Annotated in this window: 20 protein-coding genes, 1 pseudogene and 1 other annotated feature; of the genes and pseudogenes, 17 read left to right on the top strand and 4 right to left on the bottom strand. The window is 60.7% G+C overall.

Translation table 11 applies throughout. The features are described 5' to 3' along the window. Nucleotides 1-12 precede the first annotated feature (12 nt). The 10 genes from IVB23_RS13425 to IVB23_RS13380 all read left to right on the top strand — a co-directional run bounded on the left by IVB23_RS13425 (nucleotide 13) and on the right by IVB23_RS13380 (nucleotide 10,442). Nucleotides 13-855 carry a hypothetical protein gene (locus IVB23_RS13425; protein WP_247803873.1) on the top strand — a complete coding sequence of 281 codons (843 nt, stop codon included), beginning with the start codon at nucleotides 13-15 and terminating at the stop codon, nucleotides 853-855. Further along, nucleotides 830-1,660, top strand: coding sequence for a hypothetical protein (locus tag IVB23_RS13420; protein WP_247803872.1), 831 nt, complete (start codon nucleotides 830-832; stop codon nucleotides 1,658-1,660). Before IVB23_RS13425 ends, IVB23_RS13420 begins: the two co-directional genes overlap by 26 nt. Then, a complete protein-coding gene (locus tag IVB23_RS13415; RefSeq protein WP_247803871.1) occupies nucleotides 1,657-3,747 on the top strand; it encodes a hypothetical protein in 2,091 nt (696 codons plus the stop codon). The genes IVB23_RS13420 and IVB23_RS13415 overlap by 4 nt, the downstream gene beginning before the upstream one ends. Then, nucleotides 3,744-4,790: a hypothetical protein gene (locus IVB23_RS13410; protein ID WP_247803870.1), complete on the top strand. Its 1,047-nt coding sequence runs from the start codon at nucleotides 3,744-3,746 to the stop codon at nucleotides 4,788-4,790. The genes IVB23_RS13415 and IVB23_RS13410 overlap by 4 nt, the downstream gene beginning before the upstream one ends. 12 nt (nucleotides 4,791-4,802) lie before the next feature. Then, on the top strand, nucleotides 4,803-6,431 hold the full coding sequence (locus tag IVB23_RS13405) for a hypothetical protein (protein WP_247803869.1): 1,629 nt from the start codon (nucleotides 4,803-4,805) through the stop codon (nucleotides 6,429-6,431). A gap of 51 nt (nucleotides 6,432-6,482) precedes the next feature. Continuing rightward, on the top strand, nucleotides 6,483-6,815 hold the full coding sequence (locus IVB23_RS13400; protein ID WP_247803868.1) for a hypothetical protein: 333 nt from the start codon (nucleotides 6,483-6,485) through the stop codon (nucleotides 6,813-6,815). A gap of 47 nt (nucleotides 6,816-6,862) precedes the next feature. Continuing rightward, on the top strand, nucleotides 6,863-7,258 hold the full coding sequence (locus IVB23_RS13395; protein ID WP_247803867.1) for a hypothetical protein: 396 nt from the start codon (nucleotides 6,863-6,865) through the stop codon (nucleotides 7,256-7,258). Nucleotides 7,259-7,334: 76 nt separating this feature from the next. Then, complete coding sequence (locus IVB23_RS13390) at nucleotides 7,335-8,366, top strand: hypothetical protein (RefSeq protein WP_247803866.1); 1,032 nt, start codon at nucleotides 7,335-7,337, stop codon at nucleotides 8,364-8,366. 170 nt (nucleotides 8,367-8,536) lie between these two features. After that, the gene (locus tag IVB23_RS13385; protein ID WP_247803865.1) at nucleotides 8,537-10,015 is read left to right on the top strand and encodes a hypothetical protein; all 1,479 of its coding nucleotides are present in this window, start codon (nucleotides 8,537-8,539) and stop codon (nucleotides 10,013-10,015) included. Nucleotides 10,016-10,064: 49 nt separating this feature from the next. Further along, a complete protein-coding gene (locus IVB23_RS13380) occupies nucleotides 10,065-10,442 on the top strand; it encodes a hypothetical protein (RefSeq protein ID WP_247803864.1) in 378 nt (125 codons plus the stop codon). A 371-nt stretch (nucleotides 10,443-10,813) separates the two neighbouring features. Here IVB23_RS13380 and IVB23_RS13375 read toward each other — a convergent pair whose 3' ends face one another. Beyond that, nucleotides 10,814-12,406 (bottom strand): EAL domain-containing protein, encoded by a 1,593-nt coding sequence (locus IVB23_RS13375; RefSeq protein ID WP_247803863.1) that lies wholly within the window; start codon nucleotides 12,404-12,406, stop codon nucleotides 10,814-10,816. A gap of 446 nt (nucleotides 12,407-12,852) precedes the next feature. Here IVB23_RS13375 and IVB23_RS13370 point away from each other — a divergent pair, with 446 nt between their 5' ends. Further along, nucleotides 12,853-14,262, top strand: coding sequence for a GGDEF domain-containing protein (locus IVB23_RS13370; protein ID WP_247803862.1), 1,410 nt, complete (start codon nucleotides 12,853-12,855; stop codon nucleotides 14,260-14,262). A gap of 29 nt (nucleotides 14,263-14,291) precedes the next feature. Here IVB23_RS13370 and IVB23_RS13365 read toward each other — a convergent pair whose 3' ends face one another. Beyond that, nucleotides 14,292-14,543 (bottom strand): hypothetical protein, encoded by a 252-nt coding sequence (locus IVB23_RS13365; RefSeq protein ID WP_247803861.1) that lies wholly within the window; start codon nucleotides 14,541-14,543, stop codon nucleotides 14,292-14,294. A gap of 141 nt (nucleotides 14,544-14,684) precedes the next feature. Here IVB23_RS13365 and IVB23_RS13360 point away from each other — a divergent pair, with 141 nt between their 5' ends. The 5 genes from IVB23_RS13360 (at nucleotide 14,685) to IVB23_RS13340 (ending at nucleotide 19,701) form a co-directional block, all read left to right on the top strand. Beyond that, nucleotides 14,685-16,067, top strand: coding sequence for an HlyD family secretion protein (locus tag IVB23_RS13360; protein WP_247803860.1), 1,383 nt, complete (start codon nucleotides 14,685-14,687; stop codon nucleotides 16,065-16,067). Next, nucleotides 16,064-18,007, top strand: a complete 1,944-nt coding sequence (locus IVB23_RS13355) for a glycosyltransferase (RefSeq protein ID WP_247803859.1) — start codon at nucleotides 16,064-16,066, stop codon at nucleotides 18,005-18,007. Before IVB23_RS13360 ends, IVB23_RS13355 begins: the two co-directional genes overlap by 4 nt. A gap of 248 nt (nucleotides 18,008-18,255) precedes the next feature. Beyond that, nucleotides 18,256-18,426: a hypothetical protein gene (locus IVB23_RS13350; protein ID WP_247803858.1), complete on the top strand. Its 171-nt coding sequence runs from the start codon at nucleotides 18,256-18,258 to the stop codon at nucleotides 18,424-18,426. 43 nt (nucleotides 18,427-18,469) lie between these two features. Then, on the top strand, nucleotides 18,470-18,763 hold the full coding sequence (locus IVB23_RS13345; protein WP_247803857.1) for a transposase: 294 nt from the start codon (nucleotides 18,470-18,472) through the stop codon (nucleotides 18,761-18,763). Then, complete coding sequence (locus IVB23_RS13340) at nucleotides 18,760-19,701, top strand: IS3 family transposase (RefSeq protein WP_247803856.1); 942 nt, start codon at nucleotides 18,760-18,762, stop codon at nucleotides 19,699-19,701. The genes IVB23_RS13345 and IVB23_RS13340 overlap by 4 nt, the downstream gene beginning before the upstream one ends. A gap of 250 nt (nucleotides 19,702-19,951) precedes the next feature. On the opposite strand, the gene IVB23_RS13330 is transcribed toward IVB23_RS13340, so the two are convergent. Together IVB23_RS13330 and IVB23_RS13325 are read right to left on the bottom strand one after the other, a co-directional pair. Next, nucleotides 19,952-20,179 carry a hypothetical protein gene (locus tag IVB23_RS13330; RefSeq protein WP_247803854.1) on the bottom strand — a complete coding sequence of 76 codons (228 nt, stop codon included), beginning with the start codon at nucleotides 20,177-20,179 and terminating at the stop codon, nucleotides 19,952-19,954. A 626-nt stretch (nucleotides 20,180-20,805) separates the two neighbouring features. Then, the gene (locus tag IVB23_RS13325; protein WP_247803853.1) at nucleotides 20,806-21,639 is read right to left on the bottom strand and encodes a transglycosylase domain-containing protein; all 834 of its coding nucleotides are present in this window, start codon (nucleotides 21,637-21,639) and stop codon (nucleotides 20,806-20,808) included. Nucleotides 21,640-22,416: 777 nt separating this feature from the next. Between IVB23_RS13325 and IVB23_RS13320 the strand changes: the two are divergent. After that, nucleotides 22,417-23,654 (top strand): annotated as a pseudogene (locus tag IVB23_RS13320) (IS3 family transposase). After that, nucleotides 22,644-22,760 (top strand) — a sequence feature (AL1L pseudoknot). (Overlaps the previous pseudogene by 117 nt.) Nucleotides 23,655-24,104: the final 450 nt, after the last annotated feature.

Below are 24,104 nucleotides of genomic sequence, written 5' to 3'. Positions count from 1 at the left end.
GATTGCGCGGGAATGCTGTCCTTCGTCGCCGACCTCAAGCTGGACGAGGCGACGAGGACCAAAGCGGAAGAGCGGCTGCGCGAGACAACCCAGGGCGCGCAGCTCGTCGCAATGCCGTGGAGCGCCGGCACCGTCGCGGCCGCCATCATCGGCGGCGAGCCGGTGTACGCCGTCCCCTCCCTGCTCGGCGGCAACTCCGTCGCGTTGGCCGTGAACCTCACCCTCGATCAATATATTCTGCTCAAGAACAGCGGCAGCAATCCGCAAGCTCCTCCGATTTCGGTCGTCTATAGCCTCTCCTACGAGGCGTTTCGGCCGCAATACAGCTACTCCATCGAATTTGACGAAACGCGGTTTCGCGACTGGGTGCAGAAGAAGACGACGGCTGACTTCCTGTTCGTCAGCTTCGAGAAAATCGAGACCTTCGAAGACCTGAAGGAAAGCGCCGTCATCAGGGTCGTGGCCGAGAACGATACCGGCGAGCCGGCTCCTGAGGGATTTCGGCGCGCATTTCTCCAAAGCCTCCAGAGCCTGCTCGAGCCGGCGCCGCGCTTCGCGACACCTCCGGAAGCAAAAGGCGGCAGCTGGATAATCGGTTTCGGCAGCAGCACAGTGCACGACATCCAGAACATCGCCCGGCGGCTCGACTGCAACATGAAGATCAGCGGCGCGGTGACGCGCAAGATCTTCATTCAGGGCGCATTGAGCGGACTGAGTGACGCCCTCGCCGCCCGGCCACCGCTCGTGCTGCCGGCCAGCAATCCGTTCAGACAGGAGCTCACGGTTCGCTGCCACGCCGCATTCGACGCCGCACCTCTGGTTGCGGCCAATGTTAGAAATCAAGCGGCTGGGTAACACCGGGGAGCTTACGAACGTCTTCAACAAGACCCAGCCGGCGGATTGGCCGGTCGAGCTCATCCACCTGCCTGGTAATGATGTCCTGCCTCAGTACCGGTGCGAATCCCATTTCGGCAACAAGCGTCCGGTGAGCACTTCGCAGGCGATCGACATCCGGCCCGAGCAGGCTTTCCTCGATAAACTGCCCGCCGAATTTTACGCCTACCGGATGTATTCCATCAGCGTCGCCGACGAATTTCCGTGGGACCTGGTGAGGTCGATCAAGCTGGAGCTCAAGGGGCCGGCGCCGCTCGCGTTCGATCCACCGGTCCTCGTCCTCGGCCCCAACCTACGTTCTGGCCAGATCGGCGCCTTCGCGTCGCAGCCGGCTAAGCTGGACGACGTGGAGTTCGCTGCCACCTGCCAGCCTCGATCGAGCTCGCCCTTCGTGCTGAATGGACTCCCGGCCGGCGCCACGATCTTCCTGAACCCGCTTCTGCGCCGGGTGGTTCACTTCGAGGCCAGCCGGGATTTCGATTGGGGCACGTGGAGTGCCATCGGCCTGACGGTCACTCCGTCCGGCGGCCCGCAGCTCTGGGCTGACGGCAACGACAGTTTCGAGCTGACGCGGTCTTCGCCGGCAACGTCCTTTGCCTATTGGTACACCGACGGCAAGCAACTGAGCTGCCAGCGGCAGTTCATCAACGTCGATTCGGCGACGCCGCCGACGCCGGCCGTCCCCTTCGAGACCTCCGAAGCGCACGTCACGATACCAAGCCCGAAAGCGTCCGTCGTCATGGCAGAACAAGGGAGTCGCACATGATCTTAATCGGCAGTCAGAAATTCCAGCAGGACGGCATCGACGTCTATCCGGATCACGAGTCCCCGACGCAGTTCTGGTATCTTCCGGGAACGGTCAGGCTCGCCGAGCGCAACAAGAGCAAGGTGCTGTCCTATCTCTGGTACACGGATTCCGAATCGGATTCCGACGGCACCGGCTTCCTCAATTTCGAGGTCAACACCGCCGTTCCGGCCGCGACGCTCGACACGATCAAGGGGATGATCGCCAGCAAGACCGGCGTCAACGCGTCCAAGCTCACCCTCTCCGCAGTTCCCTACCAGACCGGAAACGTCAATTTTTCCATTCTGGGTCCGGTTGCAGCAACCGCGGGCGAAGGTCTCAAGACGGACCCCAGCGTTCTCTATCAAAGCAAGGAACAGCTCGTCTGGAACGCCGGCTCGTCCTCTCTGGTCGGCGATAACGCTGCGGTCTGCTCGGTCAAGTTCACCAAGGAGGGCAAGCTGGCGGCGGCCATGAAGCAGGCCATCCTGTCCGGCTCCAACGCGATTGCCGCGCTCTACCGGCTCGAGTTCCTGGCGATGCGGCCGTCGGTCACGTTCAAGGTAGCCGGCACGATGAAGAAGACCATCACCGATTTCCAGCTCAGCCTCGGCACATCGATTCCGCTCGAAGCCTTCGTGCTCGATCTCGGGATCCAGGCGCAGTGGCAGAAGATCATGTCGAAGACGGATCTCAAGATCGAGGTCACCGATTTCACGGGCGAGCCGCAGGAAGGACTAAAATGGGCGCAGCAGATCCTGCTCGAATACATCCTCAAGAACTTCTTCGAGGTGTCGATCGGCCGGGACAAGGACAACTGGAGCCCGCTGAAGGAAAAGCCGGAGATCAGCCAGGCCGTCGAGAAGGCGAAGGACGTCGAGCAGGCGGCGACCGACAAGGTCGCGGAGGACGGCAAGAAGGAGGGCGAGGCAGACAGCGCCGTCAAGGAAATCGTCAAGGCGGCCACCACCTTCATCCCGAAAGTCAACGTCCGCGCTTCCTACTACGAAGGCAAGCAGGAGAACTCGATCGATTTTCTCTACTCCGAACGGAAGGCCAAGGCCTTTCCGATCCTGCCGCAGGCGCTCGTGCTCGAGGGATTGGGCGACAACGAACAGGCTCGCGGGAGGTACGTGACGCAGGTCAACCGCGCGCAGGATCCGTTCGGACTGCCCCTCAACGTGACCGTGGCGATTCCGGACGAGGCTGACCGCACCAAGGTCGGCCTGCGTACCCTCAACGTCACGGGGCGGTATCCCGCCGGCGCTGGCGCGGCGGGGCGAACCACCAAGATCCTGACGGTGAACGCCGGCACCGTCACCGGCGACAATCCCCTGAAGTTTCAGTACGACAAATCTGGGTCCGCGAAGGTCGAGTACGACGTCGACTACGTGTTCAACCCGAGCGACGAGTGGCAGAGCGACGCATTTCGGTACTCGTCCAAGGGCGAGGAAGAGCGGGCGCTGATCACCGCGATGCCGGAAAGCGTCGCCGAGTTTCTCACGCTGACCGTCAATTTGAGCGACGACTTCGTCTGCGAGACCAACGACCAGGTCGTGGTCGCGCTGACGGGCAGCCGATGGAAGGGCGACAAGCGTGTGGTCTTCCAGAACGGCGCGCCGTCCTCGCAAACGCTGAAGATCCGCAGCGAGGCGAAGTTCAAGCCCGATCCGATCCAGTACCGGGTGGAAGTGCGCAAGGGATCGAAGGTTTCCTACACATACGGGCCCGAGCCGGTGATGGACAAACAGGTCATCGTCCGCGACCGGTTCGTCGATCACATCCCGGTGTTCTTCGCGGCCGGCTTTGGCGACGACGCCGACAGCGTCGATCTGACCCTCACCTACAAGGACGGCGACTTCGAATGGGAGGACCAGTTCACGCTGGAGAAGGACCAGAAGGGCGCGAAGAAGCTCAAGCGGATCGTTCCGACGCTCAAGGATTTCGGCGACAAGCGAAGCTCGCTGGTGGTGCAATGCGAGGTTGACCTTCCATCGGGCGATTCCTTCCAGCTCAAGAAGGCCCGGGTCGGCGGCGTCAACACCATTCCGTCCAAGGTGCCGGCGTGAGCAGCGTTGCCGGCATCACGCGCGACCATCGTCCGGGCGCGGCGCAGCGGCGCGGCTTCGAACGTTCGATCGAAGCCATCGCGCGCCACGACCCCGGCCTGGCCAGCGCGTTCGCGCGAACCAGCGGCATAGCGTTGCGGGATTGCCTGACGTCCGCCCGCCAGGGCAAAGCGTGGTCGGGTGGCGTGCTCAATCGCAACGGGGCGCCGCTGGAGTTCTCGTTCTCGACAATGTCCGACGACCTCAGATACACCATCGAGGTGGGCGGACCGGACATACCGCCCGAACGGCGCCTTGCCCGCATCGACACGCTGCTCGGAGAGCTCGGGCTGGATCCGGGCTGGGCCGGGATCCCCCGGCAATTTCAAGACCTCCAGCGCAATACGCCGCTGGCATACGGCGCCTGGCTCGGCATCCGTCACAAGCGGGCGTGGACCTCGGGCCCGGCGACGACGTTCAAGATCTACGCCGAAATGCCGAAGGCGGCGGCGATCACCGCGCTCCTGACAGATTACCTCGGCGCGCCCGTGCTGCCGGACGGCGAAGCGCAGCTTGCGCTACTCGGGGGAACGCCGGACTCGGATCGCTGCGAGTTCTATTTCGAACTGTCGCAGGCCAGGCCCGCAGTGTCGACGCTGACGCGCCTGCTCGCCCGCTCCGGACTAGCAGCACGCCAGGACGACCTGCTGGGGCTCATTCGTTCATTCCATTTCCGTCGCGACGGCGGGCCGGACACGCTGCCCGAGGCGCAATACGGCTTCAGCTATTCGGTGCAGCCCGGCGGCGGCGATCCAGTGTTCTCGATCTTCGTTTTGCCGTCCGCCCTTGCCGGTGGCGACGGCTACTTGCGGCGCGAGCTTCTGATCTCCGTGCTTGGCCGCGGCTGGTCACTTGGCTGCTACGGCGCGCTCACCCAGCCGCTGGCACAGCGCCTCTTTCAATCCGGGTTTCACAACATGCTGACCTTTTCCGCAGGCGCGGGGCGAGCGCTGGGACTCCAGGTCTCGGTCAGCCCACCGCCGGAATTCATCCACGACGATTGAGGGGATCGCACAATGTCGCAACCGTCGACAGTGAAGGTATTACAGGGAAAGCGCCGCGCGGGCGAGCTTGGCGACACCGTGATCAACCCTTCGGACACGCTGTCGTCCACCGTGCTGCTCAACACCGCAGCCGGCGCCAGTTTCTATTTGCCCGCCTACCGCTCGGCCGCGCAAACCTCGGGCGGCTCAACGGCGTTCCAGCCGAGCGTGACCGACGACGGCCTGCTGACCTTCTTCCTCGAGTCGGTTCCTGCTCCGGAGATCGCCGGCACCGTCGGCGGCGCGACACCCTGTCTGACCGGCACGACCTTTACCCTCGTCGTGAACCAGAGCGGTGGAGGGACGCGGATCCCGTTCGATCATGCCTCTGCCGGCGGTGCCGTGCACCGCCTGTCCGTCAAGCTTGCCGCGAACCAGGCGAAGCTGGTTCGCGCCGCCCTGTTCGACATCAATCCAAACGTGGCGATCGAAATCAGCCAGACGCTGCAATTGGCGGCGCGGCAAACGCCGGCATTCGTCCAGAGCAATTGGAGCAATCCCGCGATCCGCAGCGGCCTCGTGGGCCTGTTCAACGGAATTCCGTTCTCGGAACCCTCGATATATTCCCAGATGGCGACCGCCAGCGACCCGGACTTTCCCAACCAGTATCTGGTGCTCAACTGCGTCTACACGGCGCAGGTTTCGGCGCCGCAACTGCCCGGCTACGTGCAGTGGCAGGTGAACTGGCACGATCGCGCCTACAACTACTACCAGGACAACCAGGACCCTTCGCGCGTCTTCTACCTGCCCGACCAGTTTGCCTTCGACAAGGGACCAAAGGACGCTCCGACCGTCTCGCTGCTCCAGTTTTCCCTGCCTACAGGCGGCACGACCGTCGAGGCGACGCGCGCCCATTTCCGCATTTACGGCAGACCCGTCGTCGATCTCGAACGCATCAACAACGCGGCGCAGTCGCTGAAGGCGAAGCTCGGTCAGCAGCCGCAGATGGTCTCGCTCCAGGACGCGCACAAGGTCAGGACCAGATTCACGCAATATCTGCCGAACGCGGCGGCCACTGGCAGCGATCCCGCGGTGCAGATGGAGGCATCCCTCGACCTCGCCGAGGGCCTGCGCAACGAGCTCGACATGAATTTCGCGCAGTTCACCGCGCTGTGGGCGGCGATCTTCAGCGCGGCGCCGGAGAACCCGCTGTTTCGAGGCTGGGTCGACGTCGAGCTGTCCGATGGCAGGTACGCCGACAGAATCGATTTCAACGCAAGGCTGCCGACCGACCGGGAGAGGTCCTTCTTCGACGACATTATCGAGACCGGCACGACCAACACCTATCCTGCGGAATTCAGCGTACGGACGGCCAAGGGCGTGTTTTCCGACATGCCCGACGTGGCGGAGCTGCTTCTGATCTTTGCCATCGGCAAGACATTCACATTCGACGGCGACGCGCAGAAGAAGACCATCACGGCCGAACGATCGATACGGGACATCGTAATCGGAAACCAGAAGCCGGACGAATACCCCTACCGGCTCATGGTCGTGCGCCAGGACGGGTCAAAAACATGTTCCGAGTGCACGGCGAAGACCGACATGCCGTCGATCTGGATCACGAAGGATCAAGTCGCACATTGCACGGGCCCGTGCGCGTAGGCCAGTGCGCGCAACAGGACATCGAGAGGCGAAAACCAAGGGAGAGACACGATGGCTGGACGCAAGTTCTTTAGCAACCTCAGTCAGTACCCGCTTGCCGTAACGCTGACGATACGCAGTAGCGAAGACCCGCGAGATCAAGCGGGGACGAAGGACTTCGCGCTGCCTGCGCACGGACAGTCCTGGCAGGACTACGGCAACAATGTCGACATCTACCTCAACGGCATCAACCTGATCGCGCTCTCCAACGGCGCGATGCTCGGACAACAGTACGTCGTGATCACCAGGGGCTCCCTGCTGGACAACGAGCTGAACATGTTCAACGCGGTCGACTTCAACTTCGCGAACAACACGTTCTATGTGTCGACCCGCCAAGTCTACTGAGCGATCGCTACGGCTTCGTGATGATGCAGAGAACAGGGAGATTTCCTATGGCCATGAAGACGCTGATCAACAGAACCGGTCATCACCTCAGGGTAACGCTAATCGTCCGCAAGGGCGATCATCCCGAGAATAACGCGGGCACGGTCGACGTGAGCCTGGGCGTCCGCCCGCCATCGTCGGACGTCACGACGATTGCCGATGATGCCGGCGTGAAGGACGTCGCCTATGGCAACGAGGTTGACATCTACCTCAACGGACTCACCGCGACAATGATCGCGGACGGATCTGGTGTCGGACGGCGCGATGTCGTGGTCGACCGCGGCTCGCCGCTGGACAACGAGCTCAACACCAACGACACCATCGTGTTTTCCTTCGACGGCGAAGCCGTCCTGGTATCCGCGACCAACTCGGACCAGACGCCCCACGCGTTCCCGGCAGATTAACCCGTCGCCGTCCGACGGCCCGACCCGTCGAACGGCGCACGGTCTCCCTATCAATCAAAGGCACGAGGAGACGACAATGGCCTATGCGGCAAAGAACTATACCCGCGTCCAACTGATCGCCTACGAGATCCCGACCCTCCAGGTCGTCCAGCCCGGCAACGCGCCGGAGGCCGTTCCACGGCTGCCGGTGCCTGCCCTCCCCGATGCGGACAGTGTGGCCAGGCTTCGCCGAATGGCCAGCGTCGTCAACTACGCCGCCAATCGCCTGCGCTTCGCCGGAGGCGACGCTGCGACAACGCTGAAGATCTTCATGGCGCCGGAGTTCTACTTCCGGCCCCCGAACGCCCAGAATGCCTATTCGTTCAACCAGATGATCAACATCCTGGATGCCTTGCGGAAGATGTTCGTCCACGCCGATTTCGCCGACTGGCTGTTCGTTCCCGGCTCGATCTTCTCGTCTCAGCCGGCGGACGCCAAGATGGACCTGCCGGGCGGCCAGCGCGCCTATTTCAATACGGCCTGCATGGTCAAGGGCGGCGCCGCCGACGCGCCCTTCAACTTCGTGCATAAGCGCCTCGTCTCCGACATCGACGGCGCTCCGCCGAACGAGGCGGCGCTGCACAATCCCAACTTCCATCATCTCCTGATGGACTGGAACGAGCGCAAGAACAATGCCTGGCGGTGCGACAATCGCACCTTCGGCATCGAGGTCTGCCTCGACCATCTCGACAACCCGACGTGCCGCGTCCTGAAGACCGTTCTTGTCGACTGGCAAGCCAATGAGCACCAGGCGGCGCCTCCGGTCGACGTGCATCTGCTCACGTCCTGCGGAATGGAGTTCAACGACCGCTCGTCCGCGGCGCGGGTCAATGGCTACCTGCTCGGCGTCGACGGTCATCCGGCGAACCGGAACTATGGCGGACATTCGCAAGTGAACCGCGTCACGGCGCAGAACCTCGCCGGCAACGCCACGCGAAGCCCGAACAACGCCGGCGGTGCCAACATGAACACACCGCTATGGAGCGAGGACATACCCCAAGCCCTGCGGATCACCAACGTCGCCACATACCCGGAGCGCGTGCGCTGCTATCCGCGGCAGCAACTGTGATGCGGGGACATGGCGCGGCTCTCGTTGCGCTAGGCTTTCTCTTCAAACGAACTGACCTTGCCTAGCCACGCGACGCCTGGGCGCGGACGCGTTCGTCCGCGTGGCATGCGTTCGGATTTCGTACATGCCGATAATGATCGGTGCATTGAGGGAATTGAGGGAACGGCCCAATGACGAGACAGATTCACACCGAGCAGGAGAGAACTTCGGTCAGCTCCTGCGCAAGAGCCCTGGCCATCGCAGCGCTGGCCGCAATCGCGGTCCTGTGCACCGCCGGCGGGGCGCGTGCGCAGAAGTGCGATGAGATCCGCAACATGTCCTGGAGCGAGGCGCTCACGCATCTCTATGCGGTGCATGCGATCAACAAGGGAGGACTGACGGTCGATCAGATCTTCACGCCGCGCGGGACGATCGGCTCGCACATGGACTTCGCACCGATCGAGGTAAGCATCACCGGAAAGTATCCCAACGTGGAGCCCGACTTCCGCGACCGGCCGACGCTGCACTTCACCTGGAACCATCTGGTCCAGTCACCCGGCCCGGCCGGCACGTGGGAGGCCGCGGAGATCGTGATCCTGGAGCCGCTCAAGGACTTCGATAGCGAACTGTGGGCCGCCACGCCCTACGACACCATCACGCTCGGCCCCCATCACCTGGGGGCAAAGACCATCATTCTCGCCAGGGGTGACGCCCTGGCCGGCGAAATCCGCAAACGCATCACCGACAATGACGGCGTCAAGGTGGAGGCCTTCACCGGCACCGGCGGGCGCGCGACGCGCGATGCCGTCGACCGGAGACTCGCCACCAACGCCGGGCTCTGGCGGCTGCACGACGCGCAACCGTCGCCGAACAACCTCGACGCGACCGATCTATCGAAGCAGCAGAAGACCCGTGCAAGCATGCCGGTATGGGTGACGTCGAGTAGCTGCACGGCCGGCGTGCAGATCCTCGGGGACAAGGCGGCGCAAAGTAACCTTGCCACGCACGCCAACCCGGATCCTCGGTTCATGACCGAGCTCTGGAATCGGAACCTCTATTTCGGGCTGCACATGGGGACAGCGGTCGAGGCGCTGCACGGCGCCCAGTCGCCGGGCGGCGAAGCGAACGGCCTGCGCGCGCGGCTGGGCCTTTGCGCCCAGACCTATCCCGGCAACGTCGACCTTCCCGGCGAGTGGGTGCTCGATCCGGACAACATGAAATATGTCGAAAATCCAGTGACCCACAAAATCGAGGTTGAGTACGCCATGAAACAGGAGACGATCCGTTGCTCGAGTTGGGTCGGCGCCAGTGCGTCGGCACCGGCCGCGACGCGCCTGACGTGCCGCGCACTCTGGACCAAGGACGAGATCGTGAACCGCACGCCATCGGATTATGCCTGGCAGCTCGCGACCCATATCCTAACCTATGCGATGTACGTCGATGCGCGGGTCGCCAACGCGTCTGAGGACGGGCTCACTCCCATGCGGATGGGAAAGCGTCTGTGGTGGAACATCTACGGTCCGCTGATCGCGAACGCGCGCAAGAAGCCAAACGAGATCGTCTCCAGCAATCCGGAAGCGCTCGCGCGGAAGGCCTGCGCTTCGACGGCGACGTCAACGGACTGGAACGCGTATATCAGCGCGCTCAAGCTGCTGCTGCCCAAGTCGTGAAACGAAGTGCCGCCCGTATCGGTGTAACAGCGACCGTTGATTCAATATCTTGATTCTGATCGAATTCCGTGGCGCGCGCTCACATCGCGCTTCACGTTGGCGCAACCAATTAACGGTGCCCGCGCCCGCCGAACGCGTTTTCTCCAACTCAGAAGACATGCTCATGCTACCTGTGATGAGATTTTCTTTGATCTCCCGGTGCACACGTCGCGCACATAGCGCCTCCAACTACTTGAAGAACCTGATCTCTCGATCCAATCCATCACCGGACAAACCGCAGCGTTATTCCTGCTCGCAATCTGCTGAAGCCGACCTGCACGTCGTTCGGCCCGCTCCGTCTATCGAGAAGCTTGCGCTGATGGTCGAGCGATTCCATCCGCTCGGGTCCTCGCCCATAACGATTTCCCAACCTCGGGAAGATGAATAGGCGTGCGAGGTCCTAGGTTCGCATTCCGCTCGGGTTAAAAAAGGCCGGCACGTTGTGGCGGCTCATTGTGATTTCAATGGCTTAGACGGTCGTGCCTTGGACTCGGAATTTGAGCAAGCTGGTAGGCCGTGGACTCGGAATCCGTGCTTTTGGGACTCAAGATCTTGGATAAGCAGGCCACTGATTTGGCTTCATATTTCGCCGCGTCGGACTCAATTCGCGTGAGAAGTATCAACGAGTCCAAACCTGACGCTTTGAACGACTTCGATCAAAATCGGATGGCGGATTGAAGCCGGTGCGGCTGAAGCGGCAAGCCCTACTCCGCTTCACGGACATTCACGCCGGCAATTGTTCTGTTGTTCAATACCGCTTCAAGCAACGGAAGAGTCGTAGGGCATTCGGTTCAGAAGGGCGGGGATATCCGCCGCAGGGATGGCCTTGTTGAAGAGGTAGCCTTGCCCTTCGGTGCAGCCATTGGCCATCAGAAAGGCCAACTGCGCTGCGTCTTCGACGCCTTCGGCTGTGGTCGTTAAGCCAAACCCTTGCGCAAGGCCAAGGATAGCGCGAACGATCACCCGGCTGTCTGCGCTGTCGTCCAGATGCGACACGAAGCTGCGGTCGATCTTGATCTTGTCGAGACGAAACGAAAGCAGTTGGCTGAGGGTGGCATAACCCGTTCCGAAATCATCGAGCGCGATCCGGACGCCGGCCTGACGTAGTTCATCAATCACGGTCTTCGCAACCTCGAGATTTTCCACGAACGCGCTCTCGGTGATTTCAATCTCCAGGCGGCGCGGGCTGAACCCGGTCTGCCCAAGGATCGCTAGAATTCTCACTCCAAGCGTGGGATCGCGCAATTGAATCGGCGAAACATTGAAAGCAAGCGTGAAGGTCCCGGGCCACGCGTTGGCATCGAAACATGCGCGGCGAAAAAGCTGATCTCCAAGCGCGTGGATGAGGCCAGTTTCCTCTGCGATCGGAATAAACACGTCGGGCGGAATACACCCCAAAGTCCGGTTGTTCCAGCGCGCCAGGGCCTCGAACCCGATGATGCGCTCACCCTTGAGTGAAACCAACGGCTGGTAGTGCGGCTCGACAATATCGGCGGCGATCGCGCTTCGAAGCTCTCGCTCGATATGGATGCGCCGCTCGACGTGCGTGTCCATCTCTGGCTCGAAGAAACGGACACAGGACCTGCCGTCGCCTCTTGCGCGACAGAGGGCACGAACCGCGCGCCTGACCAATCCGTCACAATTGACGCCGTCACTCGGAGCGATGGCGATACCAATCCCAACACCAAGCTCGGCTGACACTTTCTCGATCGCGAAAGCCTCGGCAGCGGACGCCACGATACGGCTCGTCAGATTCGCGGGAACGTCGAGGGAGCGAATGTCCGACATGATAATCCCGAATTCGTCCTCTCCAATCCTTGCCAGCATGCCATCTTCGCGCAAGATGCCGGTGACTCTGTTGGCAAATTCTCCAAGTGCCTTGTCCGCTGCTAGGTGGCCATGTCTATCCTTGACCCTCTTAAAGCCATCGAGGCCAAGCATGAGAACAGCCACCTGACGCGTGTCGCTGACGGCGCTGAGGCATGCATGAAGTTTTTCATCGAATAGGCGACGGTTGGGCAGCCCGGTCAAGGAATCGTGCCGCGCCAGTTCGCGCGCTTCTCGTTCTGCAATGGTCCGTTCTTTCACTTCGCAAACTAGATCTCGATAACGACGAAGGATATAGATCATCAGACCAATGATCAGAACAAACCCGACGAAAATAATGTCGTCGATTTCCGCGTGCTCCCTTCCCAGCTGAAACAACTGAGGGCCAAGCTCATAGGCATTTGCCAAGACCGAAGTGAGGGCGGTGCCCCCGATAAGAGCAACGGAATCGATTATGGCGGAGCTGCGCCAGTTGAACCAATCGGTGCGGAATACGCGCGATCGTGGCCTTGTCAAATTCCTCACAGTCCAACCCTCGTGACGCCGGCTGTTTCACAGTGGGGCTCTTATGTAGCAACATAGCCGTTAATTAAGCGGCAGATAATACGCGCAGATTATCGGAACGTGAGTTCTGCTGCTGAGGCCGCGACGGGGAACTCGCCGGATCGGAATAGTCGTTCCTGGGAATTGGGTTGCAATCCATCGGCCCGCACGCTATGGTGATCAACGCCAGGATGCAGACCGTACACCTGTCGCCCTGAATTTGACGCTCTAGGTGTGAGATGGGTTTTGCCTCGGGAAGTCCGATGCATGCCCGGAAACCAAAGGGGCCTAGCGTGTTGCAGTCGCCGCCGTGAGTCGGTTCCCGACTTCCGACGCTCTGTGCTTGTTGGCCGTCATCAAGCACCCGCCCTCCCGATTCTATTTGTAGCCGTGCGACCCCCGAAATTCAGGTACGTTGGAGGCAGCATATGTATATGAGCGCCAGTTTTGAGGTGCACGAGCCGCCCACCGCGCTCCGGCTGGTGACGCAGGCTTATGCGAGCCTCCTCCTCACTGCCTTCGCGCTGATGCCCGTCCAGCTCATCGCCTATCTGTATTTCTACCAGGCTCCAACGCTAAAATTCGAAGATCACCTGTTCCACGAAATCGCGATCGCCGTCGCCACTCTCGAAGGGCTGTTCGTCACCTATGTGACCTGGCGTTGCTACAAGTCTTCAGGCGAACCCCTGTTACGTTGGTTGACGCTGGGTTTTCTTGGCTTCGTGCTGATCTACGCGCCGCATGGCGCTTTCACCGGGATGGCTCACCACAATATTTGGCTCTTTCTGCTCTATGGACCGGCATCGCGACTTGCGATGTCGGTCCTGCTCTTCGTTGGGCTGCTCTCCTACAATTTGCCGCCAGAGGACGTCGAGAACCGCTCGAATGCGCGCGCTTGGCTGATGTGGATTGCCCTCTTCCTGACGGTGGATCTGATTGTCGCCTGGGTCGCCTACTCCGCCTATGCGGGTCACCCGGCGGTACGCTTGTCACTGGAGGGCGGCGCACTGTTCTTCTGCGCGCTGAATGTCGCGGTTATGCTATCGCGCCGCATTCATTCGCCGCTCATGGTGATTTTTGGCGTCTCGGTAACGTGGTTCGGCTTATCGTCGCTCGCGTTCATTCTGGGGCAGCCGTGGAATCATATGTGGTGGCTCGCCCACGCGATTTTTGCCGGGGGGTTCTTCCTCCTCAGCTATGGAGTCGTTCAGGCTTTTCGAACGACGCGCTCATTCTCAACCATCTATAGCCAGGAAGAATTGATGACCCGCCTGGCCGAAGCAATGGCCGGCACCCAGAGTGCGCTGGAAGAGGTGCAGTGGAGCAATCAAAAGCTGGAGCGCCTTTCCACCACCGACCCGCTGACCGGTGCTGGAAATCGCCGCCAGTTCATCGAGCACATCGAAACCGAGATCGCGCGGGCCAAACGAAGCGGCGCTCCATTGTCCCTATTGTCGCTCGACCTCGATCGTTTCAAGACAATCAATGACTCACGTGGTCATCGTGTTGGCGATGAGGTCTTGTGCGGATTCGTGCGAAAATGTCTTGAGGCGATCCGCCCCTATGACTCCGTTTCGCGGGTAGGCGGTGAAGAATTCATGGTGTTATTGCCCGGGGCGACGCTCGACGCGGCTTGCGCGGTTGGCGAGCGTCTTCGATCGGCCATCCAAAGCAGCGCGTTCGATGTCGGAAACCGGCCGTCGATCGACGTCACCATCAGTATCGGGGTGTCCGAGTTTGGACGCGATGGAGACACCCTTGACGAATTTTTGAGTGTCGCCGACAGGCGGCTCTATCGCGCAAAACATGAGGGGCGCAATTGTGTGATTGCCGCATAGGCCGTCGTTCGTTCGAGGTCCTGACGGCTTCATCCCGCTTTGTGCGCATTGCCCCCTTCATCCGAGTTGATCCATAGCTCATTTGTCGAAGTCTGACCGCCGGCCAGGCCGCGTTTCTCGATACGGCCGACGGTGATCAGGTCCAGGGGCTTTTCTTCGGCCAGCCGGTCCCGGCCTCGGAGCTTGGCGCCCGCATTCTGGCGGGTTTCGCGAGGACAATGCCGCCGGCTTCGCCCATGACCAAACTGCACGTCGTCAACGCCACGGCTGAACGGTAGCACGAACCTGCGCCTCAGTGGGGCGATGCGGCTCCGGCCGTAGACCATTCTACGTTTCAGTTAGCGTTTGTCTCACCAACATCGCATTTTTCTTCAGTAGCCTGCATCTCTCGCCGAGGTTGCGCGTTGGTGATCATGTCTACCATGAAGAATCAACCGCATAGCAACTCGACACCCGAAAGCGGCGGTCCACACACCGGTGAACCTCTCACGGCATCGATCGGCGGAGCAAATGGCGCGTACGGTCTGCAGCGCGAGTTGGATGCCCATCTTAATCCCGGCAAGACTGAGGCCTCCGAGACTGACGCTCCGACCGCGAATGTGGCGCAATCCGAGCCGAGCCGGTTACCACTGCGATTTGTGAAGGCGGCCGCGGGTATCGCCATCGTCACAGTGTTCGGCTGGCTCCCGCTGAGAGCGCTTTTCCAGACGTCAAGCGTCGAAGCCGTCATCAACTCGAGGCTCGTGACGTTGAGGTCGCCGATCGACGGGAAGATTTCAACCGGGGCCAGTCTGTCAGGCGACTTTGGCGTCGTCGGCGAAGGCACTTTCATTCTTCGTGTTGTCAATGCGCGCGGCGACCGCGTGCGGCTCGATGATCTACGAAGTCAAATGTCTCGCCTGGAAAACGAGAGGCCAAGCCTCGTTTCGAAGATAGCTTCGGCCCGCGCGGCGCAGAAGGATCTGGCGCGTCAGGCGGCCCTGTTCACGGAGGGGCGTATTCGTCAGCTCGAGGCGCGCATCGCGGAAATCCAGACCTCAATCGAAGCGGCCGCGGCGCGTCGCGAGGAGGCGACGGCCGCAGTGGTGAGAGCTTCGTCGCTTATCAAATCGGGCAGCGTTTCCTCCGTCGAGCTTGGGCGCTTGACGCGAGATCAAACCATAGCCCAGCAGACTGAGATCGGCGCCCGACGTCGCCTGGATGCAACCCAGGTTGAGCTCACCGCCGCGCGCGAGGGCACTTTCCTCGGCGACAGCTACAACGATCGTCCGAGCTCGGTGCAGCGTGAGGAGGAAATGCGGCAGCGGGCTGAAGGGCTCATCGCGGACGTAGCGCACGCGGATGCGCAAATCTCTTGGCTCATCCGCGAGATTGAATCAGAGCAATCTCGTTACATCAGCCGCTCCGAGGCGGACATCAAGTTCCCCATAGCCGGCCGAATATGGGAGGTCATGACGGCGCCTGGAGAGGACGTCCGGGCTGGACAACCGCTCATTCGTCTACTCGATTGTTCCGGCGCCGTGGTGACGGCGAACGTCACTGAGAGCGTATATAACGGGCTGCAACTGGGATCTCTCGCACATTTCCTGCCGAGCGCCGGCGGGTCCGAATTGGCTGGCACCGTCGTCAATCTCACCGGCTCCGCAGGGGCCGCAGCGAACCTCGCGATTAATCCCGATGCGCTGAGCAAGGAACCGTATCGTGCGACGATCTCGGTCCCCGACCTCAACGATGGCTCCAACGATTGTCCGGTCGGGCGAACCGGACGCGTCATCTTCTCGGCGGACACGGCGAGAAAGCCATGATCCCCGCGCTGACACCGGGCCTTATTGCGCTCGGGTTCTGCCTTGCCATCCTGCCCTGGCTCCGGCTTGGGAACTCTGCGGCGCGTTCGCTGATGATCGCAATCGTATTGCTGCTCATGATCCGCTATTTTGGATGGCGCGTTACGGCCACGGTCCCGCCAATCGGCTGGACCGCCGATTTCGTCGTGGGGGTCATGTTCCTCGTCGTCGAGGCTGCATCACTCGCGGCGAGTGCACTGTCGCTGCTGTTTCTCAGCCGCGCGACCGACCGAACGCCGCAAGTCGAAGCCAACAGACGGTGGCTTGCCGGACAGGTCTCCCGCCTGATCGACGTCTTTATTTGCACCTACAACGAGGAAGTTTCGATTCTTGAGCGCACGATCGTCGGCGCAACTGGAATGAACTATCCTAACTATCGAGTTTGGGTGCTGGACGACGGGCGGCGCCGCTGGCTCGAGAAGCTTGCAGGCGAGCTCGGCTGCCGCTATCTGGCGCGGCCCGACAACAAGGACGCCAAGGCCGGCAACATCAACCACGCTCTGCGGCATGTGACGGGGCTCGCCGATCCCCCCGACTTTATTTCGATCCTCGACGCCGATTTCGTTCCCATGCCCGAATTTCTCGCTCGGGCGATGTGCCTGTTCCGCGATCCTGGCGTAGGCGTGGTGCAAACGCCTCAGCATTTCATCAATGCGGATCCGATCCAAACCAACTTGGCCGCCACCAAGGTCTGGCCGGACGAGCAGCGATTCTTCTTCGATATTCTGATGCCATCGAAGGACGCTTGGGGTGTGGCGTTTTGTTGCGGCACTTCGTCAGTCATCAGATTCTCATCCCTCGTGACGATTGGCGGCTTTCCAACGGATTCCGTAACCGAAGATTACTTGCTGACGCTGCGGCTGAAGGAAATTGGAGCGCGCACGGTGTACCTGAACGAACGTCTGACCTTGGGGCTGGCCCCGGAGGGGCTCAAGGAGTACATCACTCAGCGCGGCCGGTGGTGTCTCGGCTTCATGCAGATCTTTCGGGGGCGCAGCGGCCCCTTTTCCCGAAGATCGCGGCTGGATGTTGTCGACAGGCTGTCCCTCGTCGAAGCATTCATGAGCTGGACCTCGACCTATGTCGTCAAGGTATTCGGTCTTGTCGTTCCGAGCCTTTATCTTCTGTTCGGCATCAAAGCCGTTCAGGCGGATCTTTCCATACTCCTCGGATATTTCCTCCCGTTTTATATCTGGTATTCGCTCACCATGGCCTGGATTTCCCGTGGACGGTCAATGGCGGTGATGTCCGACGTCACTCAATACATTGCTCTGCCGGCGGTTCTCAAAGCGGTCGCGACGGGACTGCTCAAGCCGCTGGGGCACAAATTCGAGGTCACCGCAAAGGGCGGGGATCGCGATCAAGGTTTCATCGAATGGCCGCTGCTCAGGGTCTACGGCTCTGCGTTGGCGATTACGCTCGCCGGAATTGCCTATGCCTTCGTGCTTCATGCGCAAGGCGACATGATCGCCTATGGCGGCCTGGCGCTGGCCTGGAGTTTATACAATGCGGTCATCCTGACGATCGTCTGCTTGGTGTCGATCGAGCAGCCGCGGCGGCGAAAGGCCGAGCGATTCGAGCGAACTGAGCCGATTCTTTTCAGTATCGGTGGGCAGTCCGGCATCTACCGCTTGGCCGATATGTCGATCACGGGTGCCCGCTTTGTGAGCAACAATCCCCCACCTGTTGGCACTGCCGTTCATTGCACTCTTCGGGAGAGAACTGTCGCCGCTCTGGTCGTGCGGCGCACTCGGGATGGATTTGCGATCCGGTTCGATGAGACCCTCAACACGCGCGTTGATCTCATTCGAGCTTTCTATTCCGGTGACTACGTCACCGCATTCACCGGCATACGCGCCGTCTCCCTCGGCAAAGCAATCATGATGCGGATTTTCGGGTGACTACGTTTGCCGGCATAACGGTGGCTCAAGACTTCGCCGCTGCGTCGGACGGCTGCATGGAAGGGGTTGGACAGCACGGCTGTCCCAGCAGGATGTCATGCTGATGGGCGGCAAGTGCAAGCCAGCGGAGAGCGTCGCGGCAGACCACGGCCAGCTGATGCCCAACGCGCTCGCCGCTGAAACTGAGCAATATGGATCAGCGAATCAGCTAGCATGCATCCTGGGGTAGCATTGTTGGGAGGAAAGCAATGATCGCCGAGAGAAAGCCGCCCACCTTTTGGCCCCAGAATCCGGACGACGAGATGCGAATGACTGGCGCCCTTCGCTCACTCGAAAAAGAGAATATAGAGCTGAAAGAGCTGGTCGTGCGCCTGTCGGAGACTATTGAAGTGGACCCCGGAAATAGGACCAAACGTTAAGGTGTGAAGCGTCCTGCTCTGTTTGAACCGACGGAGCACGGATATGACGAAATCACGCAAGAAGTTCGATGCCGCATTCAAGGCCAAGATTGCCCTGGAGGCCCTGCGCGAGGTCGCGACGGTGCCTGAACTGGCGAAGCGGCACGGCGTTCACCCGAACCAGATCTACGGCTGGAAGAAGCAAGTCCTCGACAATTTGGCGAGCCTGTTTGTGCGTGGCGCGACGGCTTTGGGAGATGGCGAGGAGGAGCATGAGCGTGAGACGGCGAAGCTATATACCAAGATTGGCCAGTTGACGGTTGAAAGGGATTTCTTGGCCAAGAGGCCCGGGCGATGACCGTCCCCGAGCGCAGGGCGATGGTCGAGCGCCCTGGCGAGAATTTGTCGGTTCGGCGGCAATGTGAGCTGCTGAATCTGGCGCGTTCGGGCGTCTATCGCTCCGAGCCGGTGACCAGCTCCGACGATCTGGCCATGATGCGACGGATCGACGAATTGCATCTGAAGTGGCCGTTCTACGGCTCGCGACGAATGGTGTTCGAACTCAACCAGGCAGGCTACGGCATCAACCGCAAGCGCATGCAAAGGCTGATGCGCGTGATGGGAATCGAGGCGCTGGTCCCGCGTCCCGGCACCAGCAAGGCAGCGCCCGGCCACAAGATCTATCCATATCTTTTGCGCGGCGTCAGCATCACCGAGCCCAATCACGTCTGGGCCAGCGACATCACCTACATTCCGATGGCGCAGGGATTCCTGTATCTGGTGGCGATCATCGACTGGGCTACCCGGGCGGTACTGGCGTGGCGTCTGTCGAACACGATGGATACGGGCTTTTGCATCGCCGCGCTCGACGAAGCGCTGGCGCGGCACGGCCGGCCTAAAATATTCAACACGGATCAGGGCGCGCAGTTCACCAGCTCAGCCTTCACCGGCAGGCTTGAGGCTGTAGGCATTGCGATTTCGATGGACGGACGCGGTCGTTTCATGGACAATATTTTCATCGAACGGCTGTGGCGCTCGATCAAGTACGGCCGCCGGCGCCTCGATGTGTCCGCAGGGCCGGGTGCAGGGCCGCCGAGGCGCTCGAGGCTTGGCTCGTGCGTAAAGCCCGTCGTGGGCTACTTCCGGCGAAGCCCCACAGCTGCAGTGAGCGGTTCCGTCCACCGCAACAGCAAAGTCGCCAGCAAAGCTGAAGCTTATGCGAATCAAGTCATGCGCGGACGCTCGGGCCTGCGTTTCAAGCTACTGATGGACAATTTGCTTCTCGAAGGATCTTGAGCGGTAACACCGTCGTTGGCGTGCAGTACAGCCACGGACATTTTCGCCGACCTTCACGTTGACGCCGGCGTCCTTGGCGGTCTTCTCGACCGCTGCGGTGCCGCCGAGAACGATCAGGTCCGCCAGCGAGACCTTCTTCACGCCGGACGAGGCATTGAACTCCTTCTGGCCACTCCCATATCTGGGAGGTGTGGCGTCTCCAATCGTTGTTCATTCCCGAATAACACATAGTGATCCCAGGCGGCGCTATTCAAAGGCAGACGCGGCCGTCGCGGATCACGCGGATGAACTCGCTCCAGCACTTGAGCATGTTGTCCATCGCCTTAGCCTCTATCACCTTCGCCGCTGGCGCCAACGTCTTCTCGATGATCCGCGCCTTATCATCTTGCCACCAGCGCCGCCGCCAATCCAACCCGTCCAACAGCTCGACCCGGCCGCCTGACGAGCTCAATGCGAGATCTAAGGTCAGCAGCTTCACGGTATACGTTGCAAACAGGCTTGCCTTCTCCGGCCGCTATTGATCAACGCTCTGCCCTCTTGCCTAACCACCCGAATGCTTCCTCATTGAGAAATGCAAGGCTTTCTCATCAGAGTAGGTAGGTGCTCGCTTCAGGTTGTTGCCGCATGCTTTCACCATCTCGCCAGACACCATTCATAACGATAGGACGCGTGCAGCAATGAAGACTTTGCTCAATCCCTCGCACGTCTCGCGCTCCCGTCAACTGTATGAGGATGCTGCCGCCCAAAACGGTATTAATGTTTCGATCGGATGATACGACTTCAACGAGTACGTCTCGATTTTATCAGCATCTTCGCCAATGAGGGCTTCATCATTCGCCTCATCGGTGTGCTCATGCTGAGCGATGGATGGGCCGTCCAGCGGGCACGCAACATACCTGGAAACCGTCGCCCCGTTGAGCGACGATCCGACGGTCAGCCTCCCTGCTATCGCCAGGCAACCGGCCGGCTCTTTCCGATGAATCGCGATCCGCCAGTTACATTACGGGGTGCGATACCAATTTGCAGTCAATCAGCTGTGCTACCCTCCACTCCTTGGCAGCAGTGGCAATCATCTTCCGCGAGATCACGCTCATCTCGATCTCTTCAATTCGGCGATGCGTCCTGATGCACGAAGATCAGGCGTGCCGGATGTTGCTTTGCCGCGAACAGCTGATCATTAGTGATGAGCCCGGTCTCGACGAGGGTGTCCAGAACCAGGTTTGCACGCTCACGTGCATTCGGAAGAGCAACATGCGAAGGTAGATCTAGTGGCGCATTTATCAGCCCGGCAAGCAGGGCTGCTTCGCCAAGTTCGATATCCTGAACCTGCTTGTGGAAATAACTCTGCGCAGCTTTACTGACGCCGAAGATGCCGCCTCCGATCTGCACACGGTTTAGGTAGATCTTCAGGATTTCATCCTTGCTGAGCCGCCATTCGAGCCAAATTGCGACAAGCGCCTCCTGAATCCTGACCTCCAAAGTTGGTTCATCTGAGGGGAATAGAATTCTCGCAACCTGCTGGGTAATGGACGAGCGCACGGCCTTTGTGCCCGGGCCGGCATGCAATGAGAGCGCGATCGCGGTAAGGTCAATGCCGAAATGGCTATAGAAGCGGCGATCCCCGGTTGCCAACGTCGCCTTGACTAGGACGTCCGGAAGCTCCTTCACTGAAATCGAGCTGTACGTCGCGCAAGCGCTGGTCAGACCCGTGCGGCATTCCGGCAGACAGAGTGTGGGATCGGCGCCCTCGCTCCAATCCTGATCACCTGTTTTCTGAAAAACGGGGTTTGCCGCGATCATTGACAGTATGAGGCTGATGAGCCCGAATGTTAAGGCTTCCGAAAGCGGATCGACGATCGTACAGCGCAAGGATCGGCGAACAAGCCTCGCACCGCGCATAAGCTCCGTTAGCATGCAGGCAATCGAATAGACACGCATGGCTCCAGCCATCATACGATCTTGGATTGGGGTTCTTCTTCGCGGTATCATCTGACTCACTTGCGTTTCAAATTATTTGAACTTAGCGCGTCGAAACGCGTGCCGCTTGCGGCACGCCGCTCCGTTCGGACGTCCCCACCAAAAAAAGCATCTGTCGTAGTTCTGGAGCCGCGACACGCCGCAGCACAACGTAAGAACTCGCGCATCAGCTGCACCTTGCCGAGGGGGCCGGCAGCGAATTCTGCAGGTGAGAGGTGAGCCCGCGTGAATTGTTTAGCCCTCGCGGGCTATTGTCGAGCGCTTCTGGTCCGCAAGATCTGGTTCGGGTTGCCAGCAGGCGGGTTGCTCGAGCGAGTTGCGCGACGGCGCATGACTGCTGCAGCTCTCTGCGGAGTGGGCCGTAGCCATATGCAGCCGCGCGCGCTCTCGTCGGCTGCGAAAACGCCGAGTACGGACGCCGTAGCCAGCCCCACCGGCGGCGACAATCGAAAGGACAATAAGAGCTGCCACCATCATCTCAAGCGCGCCTCGCAGATCTTCAATGTGCCGCGCCTGCACCTTGAGGCCGGAATGTGTCTCGGTTCGGAGAATCGAACCGCTAGTTAGTACAACTTGACGCTAGGTACGATTCAAGTCTGTTAAGGGCCAGCTCTCGATTCAGTCAGGTGTCGGTTTGAACCGCCCCGGGTTTGCCGGAGGCTCCAACTCCTGAGAGGGAGCCATGCAAGCAAGACGACGAACAAGTTTTCGCCTGAGGTCCGGGACCGCGCGGTTCGGATGGTTCTGGATCACGCCGGCGAGCACGCTTCGCGCTGGGCGGCGGTGACATCGATTGCGGCCAAGATCGGCTGCACACCGCAAACGCTGCATGACTGGGTCAAGAAGGCCGAGATCGACAGCGGGCAGCGGACCGGCGTTCCGACTGAGATGGCCGAGAAGCTGAAGGCCCTTGAACGGGAGAACCGTGAGCTTCGGCAGGCCAACGAGATCCTGCGCAAGGCGAGCGCTTATTTTGCGATGGCGGAGCTCGACCGCCGGTCCAAGCCATGATCGCCTTCATTGATGATCATCGTGGGGCGCATGGGGGCGAGCCGATCTGCAAGGTATTGCCGATCGCCCCCTCGACCTACCACGCCCATGTGGCCAAGCGGCGCGATCCGGCCAAGCGGTCGGCGCGCGCCAGGCAGGATGCCGCGCTGAAGGTCGAGGTTCGTCGCGTCTTCGACCAGAACTTCTCCGTCTACGGTGTGCGCAAGATCTGGCGCCAGCTCAAACGCGAAGGCTTCGATGTTGCCCGTTGCACGGTGTCGCGATAATGCGGGACATAGGTTTGCAAGGGGGCATCCGCGGCAAATCCGTCGAGACCACGATCAGCGACAAGGCGGCGCCACAGGATCACGTCAACCGCCAGTTCAAGGCGCCACGGCCGAACGTCCTTTGGCTCTCCGACTTCACCTATGTCGCGACCTGGACGGGCTTCGTCTACGTCGCCTTCGTCATCGACGCCTATGCCCGCAGGATCGTGGGCTGGCGGGCCTCGCGCACGGCGCATGCAGGCTTCGTGCTCGATGCGCTGGAGCAGGCACTGCATGATCGACGGCCGGTCCATCGTGGCGGGCTCGTGCATCACAGCGACAGGGGTAGCCCAATACGTCTCGATCAAATACACCGAGCGCCTGGCGGAAGCCGGCGTGGAGCCTTCTGTCGGCAGCGTCGGAGATTCCTATGACAACGCTCTCGCCGAAACCATCAACGGCCTCTACAAGGCCGAGGTGATCCATCGGCGCGGGCCATGGCGCAGCTTCGAGGCCGTCGAGTTCGCGACGCTGGAATGGGTCGACTGGTTCAACAACCGGCGGCTCCTGGAGCCCATCGGCAACATACCGCTGGCCGAAGCCGAGCAACGCTACTACGCCATGCTGGAACAACCCGCCATGGCGGCAAAACTTAAACCAAAGGGCCTCCGGCAAACCCGGGGCGGTTCAGTTCGTGTAAGTTGTGATCATTCAGCGTAGTGGGCCTGCGCAATTCTCTTGCACCACGAACTTGCATGACGGCGGCGGTAACGACCGCAACCGGTGCTTAAATGGCGCAAATCATGCTCCCCGCTTCGATATAAGCATAAGCGTGCAGCAACTAGGCCTTCATTGGGAAGCTGCAAAAACAACGCCAGCGCGCGAGTTCATAAGAAGTGCAATTGTCAACCCACATCAAGATCGTCCCGATTTAACCGATTTGGCGAGGAGCCCACATGCAGCGTCTTTTGTCCGACAAGAAATTCGCCTGGTGCCGAGGCATCCGACCAGTCCGGGTTAATCCGCCTGCAGCGCGCAGCCCGCGCGTCTGGCCCAACCTTTGCTGTAGTGATGGACCCACTGTAGATCTGCATGAAGCTGACCACCGACTTTTAGGGGCGCGGTCCGGCGCGGTCTCACTGTGCGGTCGATCGCGCTTTCGATCTGGGA

Origin of the sequence: Bradyrhizobium sp. 191 (assembly GCF_023100985.1) — a bacterium.
Classification (GTDB): domain Bacteria; phylum Pseudomonadota; class Alphaproteobacteria; order Rhizobiales; family Xanthobacteraceae; genus Bradyrhizobium; species Bradyrhizobium diversitatis.
Note: the sequence above shows the minus strand (reverse complement) of the source record. Positions and strands in the feature narration are given on the sequence as shown.

Bases quoted from the DNA above. Each gene is read 5' to 3' on its own strand.
- IVB23_RS13355 (WP_247803859.1), top strand. From the start codon at position 16,064: ATGATCCCCGCGCTGACACCGGGCCTTATTGCGCTCGGGTTCTGCCTT.
- IVB23_RS13420 (WP_247803872.1), top strand. From the start codon at position 830: ATGTTAGAAATCAAGCGGCTGGGTAACACCGGGGAGCTTACGAACGTC.
- IVB23_RS13360 (WP_247803860.1), top strand. From the start codon at position 14,685: ATGAAGAATCAACCGCATAGCAACTCGACACCCGAAAGCGGCGGTCCA.
- IVB23_RS13395 (WP_247803867.1), top strand. From the start codon at position 6,863: ATGGCCATGAAGACGCTGATCAACAGAACCGGTCATCACCTCAGGGTA.
- IVB23_RS13370 (WP_247803862.1), top strand. From the start codon at position 12,853: ATGTATATGAGCGCCAGTTTTGAGGTGCACGAGCCGCCCACCGCGCTC.
- IVB23_RS13345 (WP_247803857.1), top strand. From the start codon at position 18,470: ATGACGAAATCACGCAAGAAGTTCGATGCCGCATTCAAGGCCAAGATT.
- IVB23_RS13425 (WP_247803873.1), top strand. From the start codon at position 13: ATGCTGTCCTTCGTCGCCGACCTCAAGCTGGACGAGGCGACGAGGACC.
- IVB23_RS13405 (WP_247803869.1), top strand. From the start codon at position 4,803: ATGTCGCAACCGTCGACAGTGAAGGTATTACAGGGAAAGCGCCGCGCG.
- IVB23_RS13350 (WP_247803858.1), top strand. From the start codon at position 18,256: ATGATCGCCGAGAGAAAGCCGCCCACCTTTTGGCCCCAGAATCCGGAC.
- IVB23_RS13415 (WP_247803871.1), top strand. From the start codon at position 1,657: ATGATCTTAATCGGCAGTCAGAAATTCCAGCAGGACGGCATCGACGTC.
- IVB23_RS13340 (WP_247803856.1), top strand. From the start codon at position 18,760: ATGACCGTCCCCGAGCGCAGGGCGATGGTCGAGCGCCCTGGCGAGAAT.
- IVB23_RS13325 (WP_247803853.1), bottom strand. From the start codon at position 21,639: ATGCGTGTCTATTCGATTGCCTGCATGCTAACGGAGCTTATGCGCGGT.
- IVB23_RS13385 (WP_247803865.1), top strand. From the start codon at position 8,537: ATGACGAGACAGATTCACACCGAGCAGGAGAGAACTTCGGTCAGCTCC.
- IVB23_RS13390 (WP_247803866.1), top strand. From the start codon at position 7,335: ATGGCCTATGCGGCAAAGAACTATACCCGCGTCCAACTGATCGCCTAC.
- IVB23_RS13400 (WP_247803868.1), top strand. From the start codon at position 6,483: ATGGCTGGACGCAAGTTCTTTAGCAACCTCAGTCAGTACCCGCTTGCC.